Origin of the sequence: Cytobacillus oceanisediminis (genome assembly GCF_007830235.1) — a bacterium.
Classification (GTDB): domain Bacteria; phylum Bacillota; class Bacilli; order Bacillales; family Cytobacillaceae; genus Cytobacillus; species Cytobacillus oceanisediminis.
The window spans coordinates 532,473-547,462 of record NZ_VLKI01000002.1 but is presented as its reverse complement, the minus strand read 5'-3'; the positions used below and the strand labels follow the sequence as shown (position 1 = coordinate 547,462).

Sequence of the window (14,990 nt, the reverse complement as noted above, 5' to 3'; positions counted from 1 at the left end):
CTGCCACGATCGCTGCAACGGTTGTTCCAGCCATGATCGCTAGCGGGAAGTTCCAAGGAGAGATAATGATGCCTACTCCCAGTGGAATGTAGTCATAACGGTTATATTCATTCGGACGGCTGTTGACTGGAACACCGTCTTTAATTCTTAAGACTTGGCGTGCATAGTACTCAAGGAAGTCAATGGCTTCTGCAGTATCAGCATCAGCCTCATTCCAAGGCTTTCCTGCTTCCTTTGTTAAAAGGGCAGAAAACTCATGCTTGCGGCGGCGGATAATCGCAGCAGCTTTAAACAACACATCTGCGCGTGTTTCCGGCTTTACTTTTCTCCACGTTTTGAATGCTTCAACAGCAGCCTGCATCGCTTTCTCAGCATGCTCGCGGTTTGCCTTTGAAACACGGCCAACTATTTCTTCTTTATTAGAAGGATTGATTGATACGATTTTATCTTCAGTAGAAACGCGCTCTCCGCCAATTAATAGATCATAATTCTGGCCCAAATAGCTTTCGACTGTTTTTAATCCCTGTAAGTATGCTTCGCGATTTTCTTCTGTTTTAAAATTTGTGAAAGGTTCATGTTTGTACGGCTGTACCATGATTCCATCCCCCTTTAAGTCGTTTTTTTCATCCGTCATTTTATAATGCAAGAACTGTGCCAACTTTAAAAAGCTGTTAAATAAAGATTTATTGTTTTTGTCAGCAAAATATTTTTGCGTATTGATAAGTGAATGTTATCCTTGGGTGCAAATTCCCATTGCACTATTTCAATTTAGTTTATACTATTAAATAAAATACAGGATGAGGAGACCACAATGAATCAACATGAATTCGAACAGCTTCAATTAAAAAATAAGATCTTTCAGCGAATTTTGGATGAAATCGATGTCGGTGTCCATGTCGTAGATGACGAGGGAACAACGATTATCTACAATAAAAAAATGGTTGAGATTGAAGGCATGAACTATGAAGATGTGTTGGATAAGAACCTGCTTGATGTCTTTTCTTTTAACCAAAACGAAGACAGTACACTCCTTCAAGCCCTGCAAATGGGAAGAAATATTAAAAACGCCAAGCAAACGTACTTTAACAATAAGGGCCAGGAAATTACAACAATTAATAATACTTTTCCAATCATAGAAGATCGTGTGCAGATTGGCGCCATGGAAATTGCCCGCGATGTTACTAAACTTGAAAAACTGATCAGGGAAAACATGAACAAACGAGGAGATACGCGCTACACCTTTGATAGCATCATTGGAAGCAGCGATGAGATTCGGGAAGTGATCGAGGCAAGCAAAAGAGCTACCCGTACGAGTTCGTCTGTTTTGATCATCGGCGAAACCGGTACTGGGAAAGAGCTTTTTGCGCAGAGCATCCATAACGGAAGCAGCCGCTCTTCTAAACCCTTTATCTCGCAAAACTGTGCAGCATTGCCAGATAGCTTGATAGAAGGCCTTTTGTTCGGCACCAAAAAAGGGGCCTTTACCGGTTCGATTGAGCGCCCGGGTTTATTTGAGCAGGCAGATGGCGGAACCCTTCTGCTGGATGAGATCAACTCTCTTAATCCATCCCTGCAAGCGAAACTTCTAAGAGTTTTGCAGGAAAAAACAGTCCGCAGAGTCGGCGATACGAAAGACCGGACCGTAGATGTAAGAATAATTGCCACAATCAATGAGGATCCAATCGATGCGATCTCAGAAGGCCGTTTGCGGAAGGACTTGTACTATAGACTAAGTGTTGTGTCCCTTTTCATTCCGCCATTAAGGGAGAGAACAAAAGATATCCGGGACCTTGTTCAATTTTTCATCGAAAAATATAATCAGCTTTTCGGTATGAATGTCGCGGAGGTCGACGAAGACGTAATGAGCAAATTCGAGCAATACGACTGGCCAGGGAATGTCCGTGAATTGGAGCATATTATTGAAGGCGCCATGAACCTGATCGACCTGGAAGAAGCCATCAGCTACATCCACCTGCCGCTCCATTTCCGAAACAAACCTCAATTCAAGGAGGAACAGAATGAGACAGGCACTATGGACGATCTGCTGATTCAGAAAAACAAGCCAATCAAGCCGCTGGAGCAATACATCCAGGAAGCAGAAACCTATTATCTAAAAAAAGTACTTAAGCATCATGACAATAATATTACCCAAGCCGCAAAATCTCTTGGCATGAGCCGGCAAAACCTGCAATACCGGCTGCGAAAGTATGGAGTTAAGAAGGATAAATAGCTAGTTCGGGTTGCGAGTAGGCGATTCGTTGATATATTGGAATTTTCGTTGATATAATGTGGTTTTTCGTTGATATATTGAAAAATTCGTTGATATAACCGGATAATTCGTTGATATATCTTAAAAGGGCGGGCAGTTCTGCTTTGAGGAGGCTAATTCGAGAAAAAGAAGGCAATCTATAAAAAGTTGCACTTAATTCAAGTTTTGCAGTTGTAATCCGCCTAGAATTCCACGAACATAGCCAATTTCCGGCCGGTTTAAATAGCGTTTCTAAATTATTAGGTAATATCGATATTTGAAAGTTCAGGTGTAAAACTGATTAACTGTCCTTTTTCCAAGCATAAAATTTTCCGGCAGCTCTTTTTATTTTAAAGGCTCTGTTAAAGCTTATTGTTGTTTTTTAGCACACTGTTGATTGGAGCGGAAGGCACTAATCCCGCGAAAATGCATTCGCATTTCCTTCGTGCGGTGTTATTTCAGGGATGCTTATTCAAAGTCCTGCGGGAGTGCGGATCAAAGGGAGACCCCACAGGAGCAAAGCGACGAGGAGCGTCGGACCGCCCGCTGTTCGCTGAGTGCCTCGTGCTGAAATCAACAGGCAAATTTAACAGAGCCATTTTTAAAAACAACTAAAAGCTCCCCGCGGGGAGCTTTATTTGTATAGAATATCGTCCCGAAGCGCTGCAACTCGGGTTAATGCTTCGTCAATCTCTCTCTCGCTTACTCCAAAGTGAGCAAGTGCATCATGGAGGTGCTTAGCGATGGCGTTAAAGTGCTCCGGCTGAAGGTTCATGCCTTCGTGTGCTTTTGCCATTGAATTGCCTGAGTATTGATTAGGCCCTCCCAATGCATAGCTGATGAACTTAGATTGATGGCGTTTCTGTTTGACCATATCGGTGTGCTCGAAGAATTGATTGACTTTGGATCCTTCAATACTAGTTCCTCATAAAAGTAATCGACCACTTTTTCAATCGCTTCCCCGCCGCCTACTTTTTCGTAAAGCGTTTGCTCTGACATAAAAGTCACTCCTTTCAACAAAATGTATTTTTTGATTAATCGAAACTCCCTATTCATAAATTTACTGAATGCTTCTATTTATCTTTACCCGGATAACTATCCATTAACCTAAATAAGAGAAAGGCTCTGAAAAAATCCAGAGCCTTCTTTTCAAGATGCCTTCTGATCGTTTGCTTCCATTTCTTTTCGCTCTTTATCACTCATTAAAGTAATTTTGTAGCCAAGCAGGGCAAAGATTATAGCCAGGATTGGCACAGTGAAATTCAATATCGCATATGGTGCGTATTCAAACGGATGTACGGCCAGTGTTGAAAAAATAAACACCGCGCAGGTATTCCACGGAACAAATACAGAAGTTACAGTCCCTCCATCCTCTAGTGCGCGTGAAAGATTTTTAGATTGCAGATTTTTATCCTTATAGGCCTGCGCATACATTCTACCAGGCAACAGGATGGATATATACTGCTCTGCTGCTGCAATATTCGTGAAAAAGGATGATAAAACGGTTGTAGCCACAAGGCTTCGCGCTGAGCGTGCCAGCTTCAGAATCTGATCGACAATCGCTTTTAGCATTCCAGTCTGTTCCATCACACCGCCAAAGGTCATCGCGACAATCGTCAACGAAACGGTGTACATCATATCATCGATGCCGCCTCTGTTGAAAAGGTCATCCACAAGGCCATTTCCGCTTTCGATTGAAAATCCGCCCTGGAGTGTATTCACAGCATCTCCTACTGAACCGCTTTGAACGAAAATATGGCAGAGCCATCCAAGCACAACTCCAGCCGCCAAGGCAGGCAGAGCCGGAACTTTTTTGGCCACCAGAAAAATAACCAGTACAGGTACGAGCAGAAGCCAAGGAGAAATGACAAAGCTCTCTGAAAGCACCTTCATTACCTCTGTAATATTTTCATTGTCTAATGCACTGCTGCCAAACTGCCTGCCCATAATCCAATACGCAAGTACTGCAATCACCAGAGCAGGTATGGTCGTGTAAAACATGTGGCGAATATGTTCAAACAAGTCCGTGCCGGTAATCCCTGCAGCCAAGTTGGTTGTATCAGATAGCGGCGACATCTTGTCCCCAAAATACGCACCGGAAATAATAGCACCTGCCACCATCGGATCCGGAATGCCCATACTGATCCCAATTCCCATGCCTGCAACCCCGATCGTTCCCATTGTGGACCAGGAGCTTCCAATCGCCAATGTTACAATCGCACTGATGACGCATATTGAAACCAAGAACATGGAAGGCGTAATAAGCTTTAATCCATAGTAAATCATCGTTGCGACAATTCCTCCGCCAATCCAGGCCCCAATCGTTAAGCCAACCATAATAATAATGAGGATTGCTGGAAGAGCCAATCGAATCCCTTTATAAAAACCTTCTTCTATATCATTCCATTTAAATCCATAACGCCAAGCGATGAAAGCGGATACAATTGTCCCTGTAATTAAAGGCACATGCGGGCTACCCTCAAATTTTACAATCGTGACAGCCATAACAGCGATCATCACCAAAAGCGGCAGCACGGCCATCCCGAACGGAATCTTCTTCCCTGTCGTTTCTCCCATATATGTTCCTCCTTTTAAAGTAATACCCTTTTAAGTAGTCATTGCAAGATTAATGCCAAAACATTAAATTCCGTCATTTTTCTGAATTTTTATGTTAAAAAATGCATCGGCTAGGCGTTTCTATGTAAATTGGTATGCAAAATAACTTGTCGAGCGCACGCTCATTTTGCATGTAAAAGCAAAAAAATTTTGCATAATAAAAAAAGAACTGCTTCATGGAAAATTACGGAAGTTCAACTTTATAACCAAAAATAATAAAAAACCGGGCAAAAGCCCGGCTTCCCATTTATTACTTCTTGATAAGGTCTTCGCGCTGGGATTGTTCGATCCACTCTTGAAGCTTATCTTTAAGTGTGTTGAAACCCTGTGCAGATTCGTCTTCCATTTTGATTGGCGCTGCCTGGCGTTTGCGAGGCTTTTTAGCTTTTGCTTCTGCTTGTGGCGCTTCTTCTGTTGCGCGGATTGATAATCCGATTTTACCTGCTTCTTCGTCAACAGATAAAACTTTTACTTTTACTTCGTCGCCCACTTTAAGATGTTCGTTAATATCTTTAACGAATCCATGAGTTACCTCGGAAATATGCACTAATCCTTGTGTATTCTCATCCAGTGCCACGAATGCACCGTATGGCTGAATACCTGTAACCTTTCCTGTAATAACACTGCCTACTTCGATTTTCTCAGACATGAAAACACTCCTATTTATATTCATATTTTATCTCTTTATACGCAATAAAAAATTATATCACAACTAAGGAGAAATATCAAAAATGAAAAAGGATTAGCGACCAATCCATTTTATTCCATTTCAGCTTCCACCCTAAACATTTCCTATCTTTTAATATAATGAAACATTCTGCAAACAATATAATTACCCTACACAATTTTCGGAAATCATAGTAAGATGGACAAATATCTTTTCTGGAGTATTTAATATCTAAGGGTAAAAGACCTCCAGTAAAGAGGTTTCACATCATTTTAAAGGAGTAATTTATGAAAAAACATGAACAATGGACTTCAAAACTTGGCTTCATTTTAGCAGCAGCTGGATCTGCCATTGGTTTGGGAGCTATTTGGAAATTCCCTTATATGGCCGGCACAAATGGGGGCGGAATCTTTTTTGCCATTTTTCTTCTATTAACCATTTTTATTGGCGCTCCCATTTTAATTGCTGAATTTATTATTGGCCGCAGAACACAAAAAGATGCTGTCACTGCTTACAAGGTTTTAGCACCGGGAACTGGCTGGCATTGGCTTGGGATTGGCGGAGTCGCTGTCTCGTTTATTATCCTGTCCTTTTATAGTGTTGTCGGCGGATGGATTCTTTCATACCTTTGGAGAAGCTTTACAGGTACGTTAACAGGCCTTTCACAGGCGGAATACGCAAACCTCTTCGAAAATATTATTGCGAATCCAACAGAGGTTGTTGTGCTGCAACTGATTTTTATGCTTATGACCATTTCGGTTGTTCAGGGCGGAATCCAAAAAGGGATTGAACGGGCCAGCAAATACATGATGCCCGCTTTATTTATTCTCTTTATTATTTTGGTATTCCGTTCGCTTACCCTGGAAGGTGCGCTCGAGGGTGTCGAGTTTTTATTAAAGCCTGATTTTAATAACATAAATGCTGAAACGGTACTTCTTGCTCTCGGGCAGTCCTTTTTTGCATTAAGTGTAGGCATTTCCGTCATGGTTACCTATGCTTCTTACCTTTCGAAAGAAGATAACCTGACCAAATCAGCCTTCTCAGTTGTCGGATTAAACATTATCATTTCCCTTTTGGCAGGCTTGGTTATTTTCCCTGCGGTTTTCGCTTTGGGATTTGAACCTGGAGCAGGACCGGGTCTTGTATTTGTCGTACTGCCTGCCGTATTTAATGAAATCGCATTTGGCGGTATCTTTTTAACCATCTTCCTTGTGCTGCTTTTATTCGCTACGTTAACATCCGCTTTTTCCATCCTGGAAATTGGGGTGGCAGCCCTGGTAAAGGACAAAACCGAAAAAAGAAAAACAGCGGCATGGTCTTTCGGATTGTTTATTTTCCTTGCCGGCGTTCCAAGTGCCCTTTCATTTGGCGTTTTGTCGGATGTATTGATTTTTAATAAATCCATTTTTGATTTTGCGGATTTTATCGCCAGTAATATCGGCCTTCCGCTTGGCGCATTATTTATTTCCCTGTTCGTGGGCTACAGAATCCCCCGACAAGCTGTAAAGGAGGAACTGCATGCCGGCACAAAAGGTATTGGCCTGATCTTTGATCTATGGTACCTTTCCATCCGATATCTCGTGCCCGTTGCCATTTTATTTGTTTTCCTTCATTCTCTTGGGATTCTATAGTAAAGTGTAACTTCCGTCTTTGGGACTCTTTTACACCCAATGATGGTTAGTTGAACCAATCGGGCATTTACAGGCAGTTTGTCTTCCCATTTATGCTCTTCGGAGACTAAACTTTTTTGCAGGGAAGTCTGACTGCCCGTTAATGCGGGAGATGTTAACGAAATGTTCACGAAGAACAGCCATAACAAACAGCCCCACATGATAAAATAGTAATAGGAAAAAATGATAAAAGGGGTGATGGATCATGTCAAACATCGGCAATAACATTAAGGCGTGCCGGGAACGTGCGAATATGTCCCAGCAGCAGCTTGCGTTAAAAGTGAGGGTTGGAACAGGTACCATTGCAAAATATGAAAGCGGGGACCAAATTCCGGATACCCAAACTGTTCTAAAAATTTCTACAGCACTTGATATTCCTGCTTCAGAACTGCTTGAACAGGAGCTGCTGACAAACCAGACTGGAATCGATTATGAAATCGAACAGCTTGTACGTGAAATTGGCACAAAAAAGGCAAAACTCATACTAAGAAAAGCAAAGGAAATCAGTGAAGAGGATTTTCTGAGGGTCATGCAAATGCTCTACGAAATCAAATATCATAATAAATAATTTTAAAACTCAAGTATAAGAAGGGGAATACTGGTTAGCCTTGTAGTATAAGGCTTTCTAGTATTCCCCCCTTTTTGAAGTTGACAATCTGTAATGGATTGTCCTTTTTTTATGCCTTTTGGCGTCGCTCAAGGAAACGGCCGATCCGCTTTATGGCTTCCTGAAGCTGTTCCATGGACGTCGCATAGGAGCAGCGCACATGTCCTTCCCCGCTTTCGCCAAAGATATTGCCTGGCACGACTGCTACTTTTTCCGCCAATAATAGCTTTTCTGCGAATTCCTCTGACGACAAGCCTGTACTTTCAATAGACGGAAACGCATAAAACGCTCCACCCGGCACATGGCATGTTAATCCAAGCTCATTAAGTGACTGAACGAAATAATTCCGCCTGCGCCTGTAGCTTTTTTTCATTTCTTCTACATCTGTTCTGCCTGTTTTTAAAGCTTCCAGGGCCGCGAATTGCGCCATGGTCGGAGCACACATCATCGCATACTGGTGTATTTTAAGCATAGCCTGGGAGATTGCCTCCGGAGCGCAAACAAATCCCAGCCTCCAGCCTGTCATGGCAAACCCCTTTGAAAAGCCGGATATTAAAATCGTTCTTTTGCGCATCCCGCTGATGGCAGCAAAGCTTGTATACTCTCCCTCATACGCCAGTTCAGCATAAATCTCATCAGACAGCACAAGCAGGTCATACTTTTCTGCAATCTGTGCAATATTCTCGAGCTCACTTTTGCTTAGCATGGTTCCTGTCGGATTATTTGGGGAACAAAGCATGATCGCTTTTGTCCGTTCTGTAATTGCCTTTTCCAGCTGTTCGGGCTGAATTTTAAAGCCGAACTCTTTTAGCGTTTGAACCTGTACAGGCACACCGCCAGCAAGAGCTACCAAGGGAACGTAGGAAACAAAGCTCGGTTCGACAACAATTACCTCGTCACCGGGATCAAGGATGGCTCTTAGGGCAATATCCAAGGCCTGGCTCGCCCCGACTGTAACAGTGATTTCTTTTTGTGCAGAATAGGAAACACCGAAGCTTTTCTGCATATAACTCGCAATCTCTTCCCGAAGCTCCATTAAACCGGCGTTGGCAGTATAAGAGGTATATCCCTGCTCAAGGGACAGGATTGCAGCTTCCCTTACAGACCAGGGCGTTACGAAGTCAGGTTCCCCCACCCCCAGGGAGATGACGCCTTCCATTCCTGCAGCCAGGTCAAAAAAGCGGCGAATACCAGAAGGCTTCAGCTCTTCAACCGTTTTAGAAAGATAGGTTTTAGTACGGTTCATTACGGTGACACCACGATTCGTTTGTCATCTTCATTTTGTTCAAAGATTGTTCCGTCATGCTTATATTTTTTCAAAATAAAATGGGTCGTTGTTGACAGGACCGAGTCGAGTGTGGACAATTTTTCAGAAACAAACCTTGCTACCTCATTCATGGAACGTCCTTCAACAATAACGGAAAGATCATAAGCGCCAGACATCAAATAAACCGATCTTACCTCTTTAAAGCGGTAAATTCTTTGGGCAACCTCACCAAAGCCCACTCCGCGTTTAGGAGCCACCTTCACATCTATCATCGCGGTAACACCCTCATGACCATCTACCTTCGCCCAATCAATAACCGAAGTATAGCGGACTAAAACCTTTAATTCCTCAAGCTTTTCTAAAGCCTCATTTGTTTCCTCAATACTCAATTCAGCCATTTTCGCAATGTCTTCAACCGGGATTCGCGCACTATTATTTTCTAAAATTTCCAAAATTTCTATTTGTTTTTCTGATAATTTCATCTTTACAGCTCCTATCCTTTAGTGAATTACTCTATAAAATAGTTCCATTATAGCAAAAACTGCTGAAAATAAATGCGTCACTTTTATTATTTTTTAAAATTTATAAAATCATATGTGTCAGGATTGAAATTGAGGGGAAAATATAGGGAAGTTTAGAAAAACAAGGAGGGGAAAGCCAATGGAAGAGGCGACTTTTTCAGGAACGGAGCCTATCAATGGAACGGATGTTTACTATGAGTATTACAAACACGAATCTTCCAGGGAAACACTTGTTCTGCTGCATGGCTTCCTGTCATCCACTTTTAGCTTTCGCAGGTTGATTCCTTTATTGAAGACAGAATTCAATGTCGTTTCAGTCGATTTGCCGCCCTTTGGCAAAAGCGGCAAGTCCAGCCAGTTTGTTTACTCCTACGAAAATCTGGCGAAAACCGTCATCCAATTATCAGAAAAGCTCAGCTTTGAAAAAGTTACATTAGTTGGCCATTCAATGGGGGGACAGATCGTTTTGAATGTCGCCCATTCCAAGCCTGAACTCGTAGACCAGGCGGTGTTATTATGCAGCTCCGGCTATATGAAAAAGATGAAGCCCCATCTTATTTTTTCCAGCTACATACCGTTCTTTTATTTGTATGTAAAATTATATCTTCAGCGCTCTGGAGTAAAACAAAATTTAAAAAACGTTGTCCATGATCATTCCATGATTGATGACGAGATGCTCTATGGGTATTTGTCGCCATTTTTAGAGGATGATATTTTTCGTGCATTGACCAGAATGATCCGTGACCGGGAAGGCGATTTGCCGCCGGCTGCCTTGAAAAGGATTGAAACTCCATGCCTGTTAATTTGGGGAGAGCATGACAGAGTCGTTCCGCTTCACATCGGAAAACGGCTGAATAACGATTTGAAGAACTCCAAGCTGGTTGTATTAAAAGATACCGGCCATCTTGTACCGGAAGAACGGCCTGAAGATGTCCTACAGCATATTAAAAGGTTCATGAAGACTGCAGAGAGTGTTTAGACGAAAAAAACGGCACACCAGGGAGGGCTGCCGTTTTATTGCAATCTAAACTGCTTAACTGCCGTATTAGAATAATTAAATGGTGCATGAACCATTATTCTTGATATCAAGAAGCTGGGCGGATATTTCCTTGCATTTTTCCAAGGGGATGATTTCCTCAAAGGAGAATTCATATATGGACTGAATTTTCCTTGCAAGCTTGTCCCTGTCATCGAGATCGTGGACAGCCTGGACTGAATCTGCAATTTCTGTATCATAATTGCCCGGTCCGATTCCAAATGGATCCCATTGATCCAGGGTATGGACAAGCAAAAGGTTTGTCTGCTGAATTTCCATGTTTATCACCTTTTTATCGTTCGACTGCCAGCCTGGAGCCGCTTTGTTTTAATTTTTAGTATCAATATCATATCATAGAGTCAGGATACATAAAAGAATCATAAAGGCGGTGACAGTATTGAATCAATTTAATTTTCATCAAAAAATCAACCGGGAAAATACAGCTTCTGTTAAATGGGATATGACCAAGGCGATTTTTGGCACTACAGATGTTTTGCCAATGTGGGTGGCGGATATGGATTTTCAGCCTCCTGAAGAAGTAAAGAAAGCACTTGAGGAAAGAATGGATCATGGCATCTTCGGATATACATACGCACCTGATTCTACTGCTGAAGCAATTGTTCAGTGGTTGAATAACCGGCATGGCTGGAAAGTTGACAAAGTTTCGACCCTGTATAGCACCGGAGTTGTTCCATCCATTGCAACAGCCATCCAGGCTTTTACCGAAAAAGATGATAAAGTGATGCTGCAGTCTCCGGTATATACACCCTTTTTCGAGATGATCAAAAAAAATGGGCGAACAGTTGTTAATTCCCAGCTGAAGCTCGAAAATAGCCGCTATCAAATCGATTTTGAGGATTTTGAAAGCAAGCTTAAGGAAGGCGTGAAATTATTCCTGTTGTGCAACCCGCATAACCCCGGAGGCAGAATGTGGACTGAGGAAGAGCTGCGAAAAATCGGAGAGCTGTGTGTGAAATACGATTGTATTATCCTCTCGGATGAAATCCACTCCGATCTAATTTTCAAAGGGAACAAGCATATACCAATTGCTTCTCTTGATCAGCGTTTCGCCGATATTACCATCACCTGCATTGCGCCAACAAAAACATGGAACCTTGCAGGAATACAGGCTTCCGCTGCAGTCATCAGCAATGATCAGCTGCGGAAAGCCTTCCAGGAAGAACAAGGCAAACAAGGATTTTTCACCCTTTCCGCCTTCGGAATCCTTGGCATGGAAGCAGCTTATCGTCATGGGGAAGAATGGCTTGATGGATTAATGGACTATCTGGAGGAAAATAAAAAGACAGCAGCGCAGTTTATAAAAGAGGAATTGTCCGGCATTAACATAATCGAGCCTGATGGCACTTATTTATTGTGGCTTGACTGCCGCGGGCTTGAAATGAATGATAATGAGCTTAGAAAGCAACTGCTGGAAAAGGGTAAACTCGCCCTGGAACCCGGACCAAAATACGGCCCCGGCGGCGAAGGCTTCGTCCGCATGAACATCGCCTGCCCGCATGAGGTCTTGGTGGATGGACTAGAAAGACTGAAGAGAGCGTTTGGATGAGTAGGGATTGAGCACGGATGGGGTTCCGTGCTCTTATTCTTTTTGCTTGGGCTTAAACCTGTTATCATTATGAGATGAAACAGTGCCATTAAATAATTTAACTACAATAACAGATTTCCTTAATAAGATTTGTCGTTAATCACATGGATTAACTACCATTTTTCGCTTACTGCCTTCAGATTCATCGTTAATCATAAAGATTATCTACCATATTCGTTACAATGCCTCGAGTTTCGTCGTTAATTACATAGATTAACTACCATATTCGTTACAATCGCTCATTTTCGTCGTTAATCACATAGATTAACTACCTTTTTCCGCTTACTATCCATAGTTTCGTCGTTAATCACATAGATTAACTACCATTTTCCACTTACTGTCCATAGTTTCGTCGTTAATCAACAGGATTATCTACCATATTCGTTACAATGCCTCATTTTCGTCGTTAATTACATAGATTAACTACCATATTCGTTACAATCGCTCAGTTTCATCGTTAATCACATAGATTAACTACCATTTTCCACTTACTGTCCATAGTTTCGTCGTTAATTATAAAGATTAACAACAAAACTTCTATACCTGTATTTTTACTAAAATTAATGACCTACTGACTAACATAAAAAGAAGATTTGCCTCTTCCTTTTTTCTCATAATTCCTCGAAAGGATCCTTTGTATTACTTTAGTAGAACTAATTATGCTGCACCATTCATAAATACCGTTTGTTGTAATCTTCATTTCCGGGAAAAGGGTTTTAAATTCCTCAACACTCCTAAGGACTGCGGAGTCACTTTCTTCTTTGCAGCCACATTCGTTGCATATTAAAATGCCCTGGCTAAATGGAGTTAGAAATGATGTACAGGTTGTGCAAAGGATTCCTTCTCTCAACTGCTCATATGAATATTCGGGAACTCTTAAAAAAGGGTTCTCCTTCAAACAACGAAAGATTAACTGTTCTGCCAGCTTGGCATATCTTGCTTTTGATGCTGCAGGCGTACTCTTTAATTTTTCTATAAAACGGTTTAGTTGGGTAGGGAAAACGGCGGGCAGGTTCAAGGGAGCTTGGTAGAGTTGAAAACCGGGGTTTACGAAAACAAGGTATGGTTTTATGGGGAGGTTGAAGCCTAATTCCTTGAGGAGTCCTCTCAGCAGTGTTTCACTTCTATGCAGCTGGAGCAGGGGATTTTTAATTTCGGTTTTCGAGGTGGTATACCAGTGTTCATTTTCAATATAAAAATCACCTTCGTAATTTTTGACTTCAAAAATATAGATGGTTGCACCCGCTATTAGCATAGTATCAATTTGAAAAAGAGTGTTGCTGCTTTCCAGCAATAGGTCATTAAGGATCATCCAATCATCTGGAACCTCTTGCATCAGCCTGTCAAACTGCAGTTCGCCGGCAAAACCTTTTTCCAAATTTAGATAGTGGTTTTCATCTTTCACCGATAATTCCAAACGGCGATATAAATAGCGGAGCAAATTCAATTCTTCCGGTTCAAAACGGGGTTTAATGATCATATTCCACTTCCCTTACTTAAGATAAATCCATTCTATGAAAAATTACTATTTTCACAAGTAAAATAAAACCCCTTACCGGCTGCCAGTAAAGGGTGATATTACAGTACATAATCAGCAAGAACGCTTTGTACTTCGTATATATTTAGGCTTTTGTTAAATTGCTTTTCAATCGGTTCTTCAGCCCCCGAGATCCAAATCTTCAGTTCGGCTTCAAGGTCGAAGCTGCCTGCGGTTTCAATGCTAAAGTGGGTAATGCTTTTATAAGGGATGGAGTGGTATTCTACTTTCTTCCCTGTTATCCCTTGTTTATCAACAAGGATAAGGCGCTTGTTTGTAAAAATGAATAAATCCCGGACCAGCCGATAAGCTTTTTCCACCTGTTCGCTCGGAGCAAGTACTGCTTCAAATTCCTCCTGAACCTCTTCAATTTTCGCTTCAGAAGCATTACCAATAAACCCATCAAAAATCCCCATATAAACAATCTCCTTTAAAAGGTTTAATTTCATTATAAGGGTTAAGCCAGAATTTTCCCAGCTTTCTAATTAAGAAAAAGCAGCCCCCTTTACCGGGAAGCCACTCTTCATTTTATCCTTCAGTTGATTGGTCATCCTGAGCGTTTTTCTGGCCTTTTTCATCTTTATCCTTCGAGATCCTGCCGCAAGCGATGCGCTCTCCGGAATCTCCTGCTGGCGGCGTCATTCCGTCATCCATTCCATCATGGATGACAACTGAAGTTCCTTCCTTAGTCAGCAAAGAGGTTTTGCCTTCTTTTAATGTGACTTGCGGGGCCATTAAATCCACCTTCACTTTGCCGTCATCCTCAACAATTAAATTGGGCAGGTCACCGGCATGGGCGCCTTTTGGATGCAGGAGCCCATGTTCTTTGTTGTCAGGATTAAAATGGTTCCCAGCAGATTTAAAGTCGGGCGGCTCGCATTTGGCTTCTTCATGAATATGAATAGCATGCTCCCCCGGTGGCAAGCCGTTTAAATCGAGGCTCAACATAACCCCGCTTGACTGTTCCTCCACCTTGATGGTTCCTAAAGAATCTCCCACAGCATTAAACATTTCCACTTCCGTATTTGTAATGTTTTCTTCTGCACAACCCACCAGAAACAAAACAAAAACAAGCATCCAAACTTTTCTCATGATTGAATCCTCCATCAAGACATTTTGTCTTTAGTGTTGCCCAATCATTTTTTTGATAAACAGGAGGATAAAAAGAAAATGGAAGCCACTGTTTGTCGCTTTCATTTTGGCTCCTGACAAAAA

Annotated in this window: 14 protein-coding genes and 1 pseudogene; 5 read left to right on the top strand and 10 right to left on the bottom strand. The window is 41.9% G+C overall.

Features of this window, described 5'->3' with window-relative positions; genetic code table 11:
- Window positions 1-595 (bottom strand): aldehyde dehydrogenase family protein (locus tag IQ19_RS06470; protein WP_144541116.1); only part of this gene is annotated, 595 nt, incomplete at its 3' end.
- A gap of 216 nt (window positions 596-811) precedes the next feature.
- Here IQ19_RS06470 and IQ19_RS06465 point away from each other — a divergent pair.
- The gene (locus tag IQ19_RS06465) at window positions 812-2,230 is read left to right on the top strand and encodes a sigma-54 interaction domain-containing protein (RefSeq protein WP_144541114.1); all 1,419 of its coding nucleotides are present in this window, start codon (window positions 812-814) and stop codon (window positions 2,228-2,230) included.
- Between the two features lie 652 nt (window positions 2,231-2,882).
- Here IQ19_RS06465 and IQ19_RS06460 read toward each other — a convergent pair.
- The 3 genes and pseudogenes from IQ19_RS06460 to yugI all read right to left on the bottom strand — a co-directional run bounded on the left by IQ19_RS06460 (window position 2,883) and on the right by yugI (window position 5,513).
- Window positions 2,883-3,247: pseudogene (locus IQ19_RS06460) on the bottom strand (group I truncated hemoglobin).
- A gap of 150 nt (window positions 3,248-3,397) precedes the next feature.
- Window positions 3,398-4,825 (bottom strand): Na+/H+ antiporter NhaC, encoded by a 1,428-nt coding sequence (gene nhaC, locus IQ19_RS06455; RefSeq protein ID WP_144541112.1) that lies wholly within the window; start codon window positions 4,823-4,825, stop codon window positions 3,398-3,400.
- Between the two features lie 289 nt (window positions 4,826-5,114).
- The gene (yugI, locus tag IQ19_RS06450; protein ID WP_110064792.1) at window positions 5,115-5,513 is read right to left on the bottom strand and encodes a S1 domain-containing post-transcriptional regulator GSP13; all 399 of its coding nucleotides are present in this window, start codon (window positions 5,511-5,513) and stop codon (window positions 5,115-5,117) included.
- Between the two features lie 305 nt (window positions 5,514-5,818).
- Here yugI and IQ19_RS06445 point away from each other — a divergent pair, with 305 nt between their 5' ends.
- Both IQ19_RS06445 and IQ19_RS06440 read left to right on the top strand, forming a co-directional pair.
- Window positions 5,819-7,162, top strand: a complete 1,344-nt coding sequence (locus IQ19_RS06445) for a sodium-dependent transporter (RefSeq protein ID WP_144541110.1) — start codon at window positions 5,819-5,821, stop codon at window positions 7,160-7,162.
- A 244-nt stretch (window positions 7,163-7,406) separates the two neighbouring features.
- Window positions 7,407-7,769 (top strand): helix-turn-helix domain-containing protein, encoded by a 363-nt coding sequence (locus IQ19_RS06440; RefSeq protein WP_110064790.1) that lies wholly within the window; start codon window positions 7,407-7,409, stop codon window positions 7,767-7,769.
- Between the two features lie 109 nt (window positions 7,770-7,878).
- Here IQ19_RS06440 and IQ19_RS06435 read toward each other — a convergent pair whose 3' ends face one another.
- Window positions 7,879-9,054 carry an aminotransferase gene (locus IQ19_RS06435; protein ID WP_144541109.1) on the bottom strand — a complete coding sequence of 392 codons (1,176 nt, stop codon included), beginning with the start codon at window positions 9,052-9,054 and terminating at the stop codon, window positions 7,879-7,881.
- Window positions 9,054-9,557: an Lrp/AsnC family transcriptional regulator gene (locus tag IQ19_RS06430; RefSeq protein WP_144541106.1), complete on the bottom strand. Its 504-nt coding sequence runs from the start codon at window positions 9,555-9,557 to the stop codon at window positions 9,054-9,056. Before IQ19_RS06430 ends, IQ19_RS06435 begins: the two co-directional genes overlap by 1 nt.
- A gap of 178 nt (window positions 9,558-9,735) precedes the next feature.
- On the opposite strand from IQ19_RS06430, the gene IQ19_RS06425 reads away from it, so the two are divergent.
- The gene (locus IQ19_RS06425) at window positions 9,736-10,575 is read left to right on the top strand and encodes an alpha/beta hydrolase (RefSeq protein ID WP_144541104.1); all 840 of its coding nucleotides are present in this window, start codon (window positions 9,736-9,738) and stop codon (window positions 10,573-10,575) included.
- Window positions 10,576-10,650: 75 nt separating this feature from the next.
- Here the strand turns inward: IQ19_RS06425 and IQ19_RS06420 are convergent, their stop codons facing one another.
- The gene (locus IQ19_RS06420; RefSeq protein WP_110064786.1) at window positions 10,651-10,911 is read right to left on the bottom strand and encodes a DUF1871 family protein; all 261 of its coding nucleotides are present in this window, start codon (window positions 10,909-10,911) and stop codon (window positions 10,651-10,653) included.
- Window positions 10,912-11,029: 118 nt separating this feature from the next.
- On the opposite strand from IQ19_RS06420, the gene IQ19_RS06415 reads away from it, so the two are divergent.
- On the top strand, window positions 11,030-12,199 hold the full coding sequence (locus IQ19_RS06415) for a MalY/PatB family protein (protein WP_144541102.1): 1,170 nt from the start codon (window positions 11,030-11,032) through the stop codon (window positions 12,197-12,199).
- Between the two features lie 607 nt (window positions 12,200-12,806).
- Here IQ19_RS06415 and IQ19_RS06410 read toward each other — a convergent pair.
- The 3 genes from IQ19_RS06410 to IQ19_RS06400 form a co-directional block, all read right to left on the bottom strand.
- A complete protein-coding gene (locus tag IQ19_RS06410; RefSeq protein ID WP_144541100.1) occupies window positions 12,807-13,718 on the bottom strand; it encodes a nuclease-related domain-containing protein in 912 nt (303 codons plus the stop codon).
- Window positions 13,719-13,816: 98 nt separating this feature from the next.
- A complete protein-coding gene (locus IQ19_RS06405; protein WP_144541098.1) occupies window positions 13,817-14,191 on the bottom strand; it encodes a PH domain-containing protein in 375 nt (124 codons plus the stop codon).
- A gap of 112 nt (window positions 14,192-14,303) precedes the next feature.
- A complete protein-coding gene (locus IQ19_RS06400; protein WP_144541096.1) occupies window positions 14,304-14,867 on the bottom strand; it encodes a superoxide dismutase family protein in 564 nt (187 codons plus the stop codon).
- Window positions 14,868-14,990 lie beyond the last annotated feature (123 nt).

Bases quoted from the DNA above. Each gene is read 5' to 3' on its own strand.
- IQ19_RS06465 (WP_144541114.1), top strand. From the start codon at position 812: ATGAATCAACATGAATTCGAACAGCTTCAATTAAAAAATAAGATCTTT.
- nhaC (WP_144541112.1), bottom strand. From the start codon at position 4,825: ATGGGAGAAACGACAGGGAAGAAGATTCCGTTCGGGATGGCCGTGCTG.
- yugI (WP_110064792.1), bottom strand. From the start codon at position 5,513: ATGTCTGAGAAAATCGAAGTAGGCAGTGTTATTACAGGAAAGGTTACA.
- IQ19_RS06445 (WP_144541110.1), top strand. From the start codon at position 5,819: ATGAAAAAACATGAACAATGGACTTCAAAACTTGGCTTCATTTTAGCA.
- IQ19_RS06440 (WP_110064790.1), top strand. From the start codon at position 7,407: ATGTCAAACATCGGCAATAACATTAAGGCGTGCCGGGAACGTGCGAAT.
- IQ19_RS06435 (WP_144541109.1), bottom strand. From the start codon at position 9,054: ATGAACCGTACTAAAACCTATCTTTCTAAAACGGTTGAAGAGCTGAAG.
- IQ19_RS06430 (WP_144541106.1), bottom strand. From the start codon at position 9,557: ATGAAATTATCAGAAAAACAAATAGAAATTTTGGAAATTTTAGAAAAT.
- IQ19_RS06425 (WP_144541104.1), top strand. From the start codon at position 9,736: ATGGAAGAGGCGACTTTTTCAGGAACGGAGCCTATCAATGGAACGGAT.
- IQ19_RS06420 (WP_110064786.1), bottom strand. From the start codon at position 10,911: ATGGAAATTCAGCAGACAAACCTTTTGCTTGTCCATACCCTGGATCAA.
- IQ19_RS06410 (WP_144541100.1), bottom strand. From the start codon at position 13,718: ATGATCATTAAACCCCGTTTTGAACCGGAAGAATTGAATTTGCTCCGC.
- IQ19_RS06405 (WP_144541098.1), bottom strand. From the start codon at position 14,191: ATGGGGATTTTTGATGGGTTTATTGGTAATGCTTCTGAAGCGAAAATT.
- IQ19_RS06400 (WP_144541096.1), bottom strand. From the start codon at position 14,867: ATGAGAAAAGTTTGGATGCTTGTTTTTGTTTTGTTTCTGGTGGGTTGT.